The 11,160-nt window shown below is 40.4% G+C and carries 7 protein-coding genes; all 7 read right to left on the bottom strand.

What is annotated here, in order from left to right; genetic code table 11:
* The coding region (locus tag DW096_RS18800) for a glycoside hydrolase family 97 N-terminal domain-containing protein (RefSeq protein WP_199711492.1) at window positions 1–419 on the bottom strand (419 nt) is incomplete at its 3' end.
* Between the two features lie 41 nt (window positions 420–460).
* The gene (locus DW096_RS18795) at window positions 461–3,439 is read right to left on the bottom strand and encodes a GH116 family glycosyl hydrolase (protein ID WP_233555739.1); all 2,979 of its coding nucleotides are present in this window, start codon (window positions 3,437–3,439) and stop codon (window positions 461–463) included.
* A 27-nt stretch (window positions 3,440–3,466) separates the two neighbouring features.
* Window positions 3,467–5,563: a hypothetical protein gene (locus DW096_RS18790; protein WP_118931264.1), complete on the bottom strand. Its 2,097-nt coding sequence runs from the start codon at window positions 5,561–5,563 to the stop codon at window positions 3,467–3,469.
* A gap of 22 nt (window positions 5,564–5,585) precedes the next feature.
* Window positions 5,586–6,992 carry a DUF4185 domain-containing protein gene (locus DW096_RS18785; RefSeq protein WP_022400943.1) on the bottom strand — a complete coding sequence of 469 codons (1,407 nt, stop codon included), beginning with the start codon at window positions 6,990–6,992 and terminating at the stop codon, window positions 5,586–5,588.
* Between the two features lie 94 nt (window positions 6,993–7,086).
* On the bottom strand, window positions 7,087–7,500 hold the full coding sequence (locus tag DW096_RS18780) for a DUF4945 domain-containing protein (RefSeq protein ID WP_225982630.1): 414 nt from the start codon (window positions 7,498–7,500) through the stop codon (window positions 7,087–7,089).
* A gap of 24 nt (window positions 7,501–7,524) precedes the next feature.
* The gene (locus DW096_RS18775) at window positions 7,525–9,333 is read right to left on the bottom strand and encodes a RagB/SusD family nutrient uptake outer membrane protein (RefSeq protein WP_022400944.1); all 1,809 of its coding nucleotides are present in this window, start codon (window positions 9,331–9,333) and stop codon (window positions 7,525–7,527) included.
* A 13-nt stretch (window positions 9,334–9,346) separates the two neighbouring features.
* Window positions 9,347–11,160 (bottom strand): SusC/RagA family TonB-linked outer membrane protein (locus tag DW096_RS18770; RefSeq protein ID WP_120151113.1); only part of this gene is annotated, 1,814 nt, incomplete at its 5' end.

Below are 11,160 nucleotides of genomic sequence, written 5' to 3'. Positions count from 1 at the left end.
TCCGGAAATTCATATCTGAATGCTATCCCGTCATCGAATGCCCTTACAACCAGGTTTATCAGACGGCCGGAATCTGACCGTTCCTGCATGGGAACGGTCATTTCATTGCAACGGCTACGTACACTACTTGTCTTGCCGACAATGAGCTTGTATGTCTCATCAATCTTTTTACGCTGCACCTTTCCTGCTTTAAGATTCCTTCCGAACTCTCCGCTATCAAAGCTGAAACCAAGCAAAGAATTTGCTATAAGAGACTGCTTCCTATAGTCGATGTCATATGAAACACTCTCCGGCGTTACTTTCAGAGAAAATCTAAGTTTTCCGTCAGGAGACGATACAGACATTCTCTGCTGTGCAGAAACAGCTATAAAACAAAATAGTGCAACACACAAAACAAGAAGTTTCTTCTTCTCTGTCATCTTAATCTGTCTTTGATTGTACATCCCTATCCTAATTGACCTCAATCCACAATCTTGCCTGAAACATTATAGCGTTTCACATCAATGTTGCCATAAACCACGTTCAACACAGGCTTTCCTGCTTTCCATTCAATAGTTCCGAAACCGGTATCAGTACTGATGAAACTTTTGAAATCACCAATCTTAGAATTGATGTACATGGTTTTGTCAACAGCATCATACCGCACTCCTGTAAGCCCCTGCAACATTCCATAGCTTGCCATGGCACGTGCATACCAATGCCCGCACTCTATCTCATTGAATGGGTTTCTTACTCTTCCATCATATCTCTCACGGCATTCACGGACAATATCCAAGCCCTTTTCCACCTCACCTTTCATCATCAAATGACTGGCAACCTGATATTCGATACCGGTCCAGACTTCATTGCTGTATACAAAAGGCAGTGACAGCATACCACCCTTCGGCCATGTGCAAAGCAATAATCCGCCATCCTTACCACAAGCATACACCGGTCTTTGAGGATTGAAATGGTCTACCAAGTCATGTTTCAGATTGTATTTGTGTACGGCCACCAGATGGCTCCTGACCTTTTCATTGTCCAGCACTTCATCCAGTCCGCATACGGAAGCCATCCACATCCCTAAAATTCCATCGGACAGACAACCGGTACCGTATTGGTATTTTGGCCCTTCTTCCTTCAGCAATTTCAGGGCCTCATCGGAATAACTTCCCCCGAAAGACATTACATCAACCGGATTGGGAGCCTGAAGCCCTTCCCACTGAATCTTCTGTATGAAATATTCTCCATCGAAGAGTGCAGTTTCCATATATTTCTTGCCCTTTGACAGCAGGGCCGTATATTCCTTAACGGGTTGCTTCAGCTCCTTGCCCATCTCTATAAACGCAGTCAAAGCTCCCAAATAGAAACTTGTACACATGCCGTCCGGTCCCCAGAACTCGATGTCATAAGTATTGTGGTGCGGCTCTTCAAGATAGCCCTTATGCAAGGGGTCCCATGTACGGATGCAATAGTCAAGACTCTTTTTCACTGCCGGGAAAAGGTCTTTCATCCACTGTGTATCCCCGCTGATACGCCATTCACGGTAAACTTTCATAATCCCGCCCAACTGTCCGTCGGCAGCAGCATGGAAGTTGTGAGGCGGTGCCGAAATAGGCAAGTTGACTCTAAAATTCTGGTGTCCTTCCGTATTCTGGCTTACCCTGAATTCCGTTTCACGCAAGGTTCTTTCCAAAGACGGGAACAAATGGGGCAAAGCCTGTGCATAGTTCCACACATGCGTACAACTTCCGTGACAAGAGCCAAAAGAATCCTGACATCCTTCCCAAGCCCAAAATCTTCCATCCCATTGACGTAATACCGTAGGAGATTTCAATATAGTTAAATTAGTAGCAACAGCCTCCAGTACTTCTGCCGGCAAAGAGGAACTATAGAATGCATCACTGAACAGCCGGCTGTTCTTTTCCAGCATCGCCTGATTTGCATCCCAATAGCCGATAACCTCATTCAAACTCTTGAAACGCTCCGAGTACCAAGGTCTGTAGGTAGCTTCGACATCTCCTTCATCTGCCAGGAATTGTTTTTCTTCCTCAGAAGAATCCACAACCTGCCAGTCTCCCCAACTGTTGCTTTCAAAATCGGCAAGTAAGGTGGATGTAGAAGACAAGTTGTAAATATCTTCATTCCTATTGTCTGTCAACACAAACTGGTCGGCCAGAATATGTCCCCACGGGTAAACATCCAAATCAATGACTTTCACAAAAGCCTTCTTTCCTTGATAAGGTTTCAAATCCCATACGGTTTCACTCAGAGTCTCCGTCTGATTTCCGACCGCCGTCTCTACAATCTTTCCGTCTACTACAAGATTTACAGAAGTACGGTCAGCCTGACTGCCTCCACCTACCAGAAACTTCAGATATCTTTTCCCAATATTGAACTCAGGAGACTGAATAATACCCGTCAGTCCATCTCCACCCTTATCGAACGAGTTCAGCAACTGCTTGCCGACAAAGCCGCTCACAGGTTGCTGACCGGAAGCCGTTCCCTTGCAGGGCATTCCCGTAAATGCCTGTCCTACCTTTCTGGCACCACCGATAGAAAGGTTTGAATCGGGCAGATACCAGCAGAAGTTTACCTTGACTGTTTTTGTCTCTCCCGGCTGCAACGTCAGCGGAACATAAACAGATGCTCCCGGAGCAACACCCTTAACCGGCTGCTTATCAGCAATCCGCCCATAGCGAATATTATCCCAAACCACAGTCTGCGGATCGAACCAGGCACCACGGAACCAACAATGGTCTACAACAGCAACAGCATTGTCCACATAAATAGCTAGCCCACTGTTGTTCTGATCGGATTCTAAAACAAACCCGTTCTTTACCCCTCGGATAGTACCCTGACCATCTATGAAATTTTTGGTATTATAAGAAAATACCGTCTCGATAGCCTTACCGGAAGTATTTGTAAATTGATATTCCAGTACTCCAACCGGCAAACTGGAATTGTCCACATCCGTCGGAATGAAAGGACTCCAACCCGTAATCTTTGCAGCCAAAGGCATATCCTTGTCTTTCAAATCTACAGTTGCAAAAGGGAAACGTGCCTGGAATACCGCTTCTTCAAAGCGTGGAAGACCGTACGTCTTGTCTCCCCTACCTAAACCACTCTGTGCAGGACCAAATAACTTCCAAGTCGGAACCTGCCCTTCCAATACCTTTGCTCCGTTCTCAACCCCCTTTACATAAATCGCAGCAAAGGTATACGGCTCATTCATCACATCAGGATGGTGTCTGAGAGACACATGCGAAATGGCACCGGTTCCCTCCAAACAGAACATTCCGGCGCCGATTCCCCCTATAGGAAATGCAATCTTATCCAGATATTCCTTTTGATACTTACCGTTAAACTCCCGCCCTTCACTGTTCTGGGACATTGCTTTACCCGGAAACAGTATAGCCACATTAAATAGGGCCAATAAGGTTAAAGTTGATCTTACCATAGTTGAATTATTAATGTTAACGAATCATTATTCTATTTTTCCAAATTTATCAAGGATGCGGTTGTACGCTTCAGCCGCTGCTCCATTTCCCCAATCATAGATTGTAAACTCACCCATACCTTCACCTGCCGGATTTGTACGGCCGCCATGCCCGTAATTTTCCATCATGAATCCATAATCCTCTGAAGCAAAGAACGGATGAACTTTTTCCCATTGCTGTTTGGTTTGAGGATTTTCAGTACAATACATCATTACAAAAGATGCCTTAAGTGCAGCATATCCCCGTTCTATATACTCTGGCTTATCAAGAAGTTTTCCATATTGAATGATGAGTTCGGAAAAAAGACTTTCGCGTGAATCATTCCATTCACCATCGGCATTCAACACACCAAAACCACCCAATACATTTACATACATGTATGGCGGCTGCCACGATGCTTGGGTCATCAGCAATTCATCAAGTGTACGCTGTCCATAATCAAGATATTCTTTATTTGAGGTAAGACGATAGCACTCCAGTAAGGCTTCAGCTGTCCAGAACATTGAAAAATTATTCTGTTTATGCATATTGTTCCGCAAAACTTTTTTACCTACCAAGTTATCCGAACCGTAACGAGAACAAGACCAATAGGTTTCAAAGTCTTCCCACTTCCCAACCGGGATAATTTCATGGATAACTGCATTCATAGCTCTAAATGCTGCCCGTTTATACTCTTCCTTATGTGTAAGCTCATACAGTTTAAGTAAAAAAGTAACTGATAAAGATGTTTCAGGAGAAGCATTCAAATGGTTCATCGGCTGCATTGTCTTTAAGTCAAGCCAGCCAGGGAAAAAACCATTTTCATACTGTATTCCAAGTAAAGCCATCGCATAATCTTCTGCATAAGCCAAAAGACGGGCATCTTTTTCTAATTCATCATACCACCGAAGCATCAACAATGCTGTCCAACTCATATCAAGAATATGATACGGAGATTCTTTCGGATTCCAGGTATAAGGATTTCTGTTGGAATTTCCCCAATAATAGGTATTCCACCCCTTGCTCCGATTATACTTTTTACCATCAATCTCTACTTCATGCATTTCCGTACCGATAAGTCCATAGAAAAAACCATTCCTCTGCGGAAATGACAGAGCCAGTTCTTTTGTCAAATTTGCTTTTGCAAGAAGCTCCCTATTACCGGTTCTTCTTGCATATCGATATAATCCACTTGCAGAACGCAATGAACTGAACCATGCCTGATTCCAGATAGAACGAAATTCACGTTCATTAATCTCTCCCGGATAATTAGGACTTTGAGTAACATTCACAATGAATACGGGAGCACCCACTTTTTTCCCATCTAACTCAAATTGCTGCCACACATTTTCTGACCATGAATTAAAAGCCCAATTATAAGTATGTTTCACATACGTTTCTAGGTTTTCCTTCACCGGATTACCTTTCTCATATGCAGCATGCCCCCATCGACTCCACATAAATTCTAACGGCTTATTAAAAGGATTCCGCAATACTTCCTTGCTATCAGAATACATCAAATAAAAGCCTATTTCAATATCTCCTTTTGGGTAAGTAGTTTCTTGATCACGCTCAAACAGAACGTGTTCGGATACATGGTTATTACACATTCCGAGAATAAGTGTATTAGAGGATGCGTCCATATCCATATACCATCGTACAGGAGTCCCCTTCTGCATAATATCCAAATCGGGAATAAGAATAAGAGTTTGATGATCGTCTGCTACAATAAGGGCAGGAGAACGGAATACATGTTGATCGATGACATTTCTATCAGTAGGAGTAAGATGTGGCGCCCAATGGAACGAAGGTAAAAAATCCGGCTTTACGGCTATACGCCAATCACCTTGTTGAACAGAGTTTTTAAGCGAAAAAGAAAGGTTTATGTACAAAGTGTTGTTATCTATCACTTTCACATGGCTTTTTCCTCTCTCAATTCCTAATAAATCATACTGTATAGCATCAATAGCTTTACTAAAATTTTTCGGAAAAACACCCTTATTCAACTCAATTCTCTCTTGTGCATCCCAATGCTCTTGAGCACAGATGCCTATGTTGGACATTATCATCCAAACAAAAGTTATAATTAATGTGCGTGTGTTCATGATATTATATTTATCAATATAATTAAAACTCTCCCATATCAGCCAATTCAGCCTTCATTAAAAAAACATTATAAGGCATCCACATTGACATCGTAAAATATAAATTATCACCAGTTACCGACAACGGATGAATGTAAGAACCATACAATTGGGCATACTCTCTACCATTAGCAAGCTCATAGGGTTCACTCCATGGGCCAGTTATGTCTTCTGCCGTACGCATAGTTATATTATATCTATCTGCATTGAAATAAGCAATTATCCATTTCTTATGTGTCTCGTTATATATAAAAGAAAGTTCACCAACCTTATCTTCTATTAATACTGTTGCCTCATTTTCATTGCCTTTTATCCATTGATTAGTAAAAGCATTCCAATATTCATAAGCTGTCTTATTCTCAATATCTGTTTCATGAAATCGTGCTAATTTAGCATTGCTATCCCTCCCCGTTTGAGTACCTATCATATAAACATATCCATCTTTCTTAAAGTACCCTACCTGGCCAAAAAAACTATAAGATGAGAAGGTTATATCTTTACATTTAGCCCATGTCAAACCATTATCAACCGACTTATATATTCCCGAATAATTTGTAATCCATCCCGTCCAATTTCTCATATTAAAATAATGCACATAATCTATTCCATTAGCACGAATAGCAGCTGTTGGGATAGAAGTCCAATCACCATTACCTGACGAATCTTTTCCCCCATATACTATCTCGCGGGCATACCCTTTATCATCAGTAGCCATATTGCTGAATGACAATCCATCTTCTAAATCATTATCCTCCGAGAAAGCCAGCACATTACTACGCCAACTCCCTCCGTTAGGTCCAGGATTAGCCAGATTAGGCTTAAAGTCATACCCAAAAGTATCACCAAAGAAAATTCCATATTTTCCGGGCTGCATCTCCCAAATAATGCCAAGATCTGTTCCTCCTACATTCCATTTTGTCGCAGTATTATTAGGGTTTGGGAAGTTTTCTCCGTCCATAGAACTACCAGTTACACGAGCAGTACGACTGACGCTTCGGATAAAGAATCCCCAACGGTTATCCACATTCAAAGAAAGGTCATTCGATTTGTTTCCATCTTTATAAACTGCTACCAATATCAATCTAAAATTCTGGGGATCCGTCTTCTGAACCACATAATTAAATACATAATCTGCAGTTAACTCATTTCTATCTATTTTGACTGAATAACTATTTCCTCCACTTTTTCGAACCATCAGATAATCTATGGCATCTATATTCTTAAAATTCAGAATCGTTGAAACAACCTTCGTGTCTTTATTTGGAATCAGAAAAGTTTTCGCAGAGATAATCTCATCAACTGGTATAAAAGGCTCATTTTCCTCTTTATCCGAACAAGAAAACAACAAGAATATAGAGAAAGAAAGAACCATAAATAGAATATTTTTCATAGCGTCTGTTTTAAGTCAGTTTACTGTATCTATAGATGCAGTACACGGGAAGCATAGAAATACCGGACTGCATCTATGATACAGCAAACTTTAATTATTGAATGTCAATTACCTGACCTTCGGAGTATATTCTGCTGGATATTCCGGTTTCTACAACTTCGTCTGTCAAGTTTCCTACCAATTTTACAACGAATCTGTACCTTTTATTCGCATCGATTGCAATGCCTTCGGCAAATGTCCCTTCATTACCAATGGTTATCACATCTCTATAGATGTCATTCTCCACTTTCTGAATACTTACTTCAAGAGGCCTCAAAAACTCATCAGGTATATTATCTGGAATTTGCCATGTCAACTTCACTGTATTCCCTTGTACTGAATAATCAAGGTTTTCCACTTTAGGCAAAATATAATGTGTTCCTTTACTGCCTACAACATCTCTGTCGTAACAACCAGTAAACAATAAACAAGTAAATATTACCATGCATATTCTTACTATATTTTTCATAATCATAATTCTAAAAGTTTAATATTAATATCCCGGATTTTGTGTATAATTACCTTTTGCCCACTTCATCTGAGCCTGTGATATGGGGAAGAATTCATCCCTACCAGCAGTAAAGCGTGCTATATTCATCCAGTCAAATCTATTTCTTTCCACTGCAAAATAAGCATTCATCGTTTTCTCCAGAGTTCCCCAACGCTGCAAGTCGAAGAAACGGCGTCCTTCACAAGCTAGTTCAAGACGGTTTTCCCATTCCATGGCCTTCCATGCAAATTCTTTGGTCCATGTACAATTCACACCAGGTTTATACAACTCACATTTGTAGTTCAGAATATAGCTTCCATCCGCAGTTTTCAGATTCTCAAGACTATTGGCGGCACGCTGACGAATTTTATTAATCAAAGGCAAAGCTTCATCTTGTCTGTCCAATTGAATTAGGACTTCTGCTTTCCATAGTATCACTTCATCATATCTGATTAATCTCTTGTTCATAGAGTTAAACTGCCAACCATCGTACAGCAAACAGTCACAATTAGGATGCGGTAATTCCTTCACAGATTTCAAATAACCATACTCAACACCATTACGAATACCACGAGCCTCAAAAATCAAATAAGGGTCATACTTCCAAGGCTGTCCGGGTGCACATATCGTATGACTGAAACGAGGGTCGAAAGTGTAGCGGTCGAAGAAAGCCTTATTACCGGCATCTACAAGTGTAATATCATCCGAACCATCGGCTTTCTTTATGTAATCACCATAGCAATCATCATTATAGGTATCAAACAACGGTAATCCATTTTCACCAGTCTTAAAAGCATTACCCATTGTATAGCTTGCATGATGGAAACCACAACACTGAAAACCTCCCCAATTCCACGGATGATTCAGTCCTTCACTTCTATTGATTTTACCCCCAGTAGAACTATTATCATTGATAGAATACTGAATCTCCCAAATGGATTCTTTCGTATTGTTATCAGACTCAATCATGAAATTCTCACCAAAATTGCTACATAAGTCCAAAGCTTTACCTTCTTGTTCCGTCAACTTGTTCAGATAAATCAAAGCTTCATTCAGCCGTTCTTTGTTTACATTAATCACCTGATGTCTCTCATCTTGCTCATAAGCCATAAACATCAATGTTCTTGCAACCATTGCCGTTGCCGCATTCTTATTGACTCTTCCTTTATCTATCTGTACTTCTGGAAGATATGACTCTGCATCCTTGAAATCCTTAAGAATTCTCTCCCACAGATACTGATCATTCGGATAGTTCTTGTCCCTATTCGGTACAGCCTCAAAATCTGCAGAAGTACCTGTTATAGTTTCATCCATGTAAGGTATATATTTGAAGAACTCTTTCAGTCTGAAATGAGTAAATCCGCGAAGAAACAGCATCTCACCCATTCGACTGTTCTTTACTGGAAAATCTTCTTCAGAAATCGGCTGCATTTTCTGGATTGCAGTATTACATCTTTGGATAACTTGATAAGAAACATACCAAGGGTAATCAATAGGCCAGCCATTAGGAGTCAAATTCACAAAGGTTTCCATATATCCCCATCCATCGCCGCCGTCCCAGACGCCTCCTCCTCCTTTATAAGAGTCATCAGAACGAAGAGAACCAGACCACCAAGGTGAGAATGGTGAATCCCAAGACGGAATATCTGTCATTCTTGCATAAGCAGCTGTTACAAAGCCTTCCATATCACTTGGTTTAACAAGCAAGTTCTCATCCAAAACTTGTTTGGGATTTACTTGTAGGAAATCCTCACATCCGGTCAAGCCGAATGTAGCGGTTAAAATCAATAATGATGATATAAACTTTTTCATTGTGTTTTTTTAATTAAAATGTAACATTAAGTCCGAAAGTCATTGTGAATGGAGTCAAATATCCATAACCAGACATTTCCGGGTCAAAACTTGTAAATTGGTCATCTCCCCAGAATTTCTTCAAAGTAAATACGTTTCTTGCAGAAGCATATACTCTCAAATTTTTCATCATCATCTTGTTGGTGATTTTAGCAGGAAAAGTATAACCCAATTCTATATTTCTCAACTTCAAGTAAGAACCATCTTCTATATAATAAGTAGACATTCTCTGTTCATTATTGGTCATAACATTTGTCATCGCCGGAATATCTGAATCAGGATTGTCAAACGACCAAGCATCCAATAATCTAGTCGGATGATTTTTTCCGACAGGAACGGAACCTGATATATGCCAAAAATCACTCTGACGCTTCCAATCATTACTTACCTGATTACCAAACACACCTTGGAAAAACATATTCAAATCAAAATTACGATATTTGAAATCGAAAGTGATTCCTCCAAAGAAATCTGGATCGGCTGTTCCGATATACGTTCTGTCAGTCAATTCATCTACACGACCATCACCATCCAAATCTTTATAACGAATTCGACCAATAGCTTTTCCTGGTTGTTCAGCATGGTTATCCACTTCCTCTTGTGTCTTGAAAATTCCATCAGCTACAAGACCATAAAATACATTGGGAGACCTACCAATAACGAAGTCACGGACACCATCTCCCGGATATTTATTAATTACGTTTTCAGGAAGCTCTGTCAATTTCGTCTTATAAGTACCTATATTTGCTGAAATAGTATACTGGAATTCGGCACTTGGGTCATTCCTAAAACTAACTTCAAATTCAAGACCTTGATTATTCATATTTGCACCATTAATCCAAGGTTCTCCACCTTCTCCCATCACAGCAATATAAGGAGTCTGTACAAGAATATCCTTTGTCTTCTTGAAATAGTATCCTAAAGAACCTGTAAGACGTTGGTTGAAAAATCCGAAGTCGACAGCCAAATCCGTCTGCGTAGTAGTTTCCCACTTCAAGTCAGGATTACCAAGCCAAGTTCTGTTATAACCGGAATACAAGGGACCGCTCTCATTACCCTGAATAGGATAAGATGTTCCAAAATAATTTGTTGTAAACGGAGTGGTAGTATATCCTCTCGGAAGACCTTGCACACTTCCGTTTGCTCCCCAGCTAGCACGTAATTTAAGATCGGACAGAAAGTCAAAATCTTCCATAAAAACTTCATCCTTGATTCTCCAACCAACGGAGAAAGCAGGGAAAGTAGCATAACGGTTATTCTCACCGAATAAAGAAGAACCGTCACGACGAACGGTAGCAGACAGCAAGTACTTTCCGTTATAAACATAGTTGGCCTTACCAAACAAAGAGAAATAGGTATATTCATCTGCAGAACTACCTAAGTTATATTTCTCTCCGGTAGTTACACCAATATGTGCAAAATCTCTATCTTCCAAATAAATACCTTCTCTTCTTGCAGAAAATCCTTCTTGAACGAATCTGGTTGCCTCAGTACCCAACACAACATCCAAATTGTGTTTACCAGTACTCAATGTATATGACAAAGTGTTAGTCCATACATAACTCAACGGATGTGATTGATAACTGCCTACATAGTTTTCTCCATCGCTATTTCTTCCTCCAGTTTCCGACCAAACACCATCAACAGCACGATTATAAGCATTGCCATAATCAAGACCGAACTGGGTTCTTGCCGAAATGCCTTTCCAAATATTCAAATCGAGGAAAATATTACCAATAATCTTCACCCTCAAATCCGCAACTAAGCTCTTCAGCGTCCTTCTTGCGT

Origin of the sequence: Bacteroides sp. AM07-18, assembly GCF_003602695.1 — a bacterium.
In the GTDB taxonomy this organism is placed as follows: domain Bacteria; phylum Bacteroidota; class Bacteroidia; order Bacteroidales; family Bacteroidaceae; genus Bacteroides; species Bacteroides uniformis.
The sequence above is the reverse complement of the archived record's forward strand: the minus strand, read 5'-3'. Positions and strand labels throughout refer to the sequence as shown.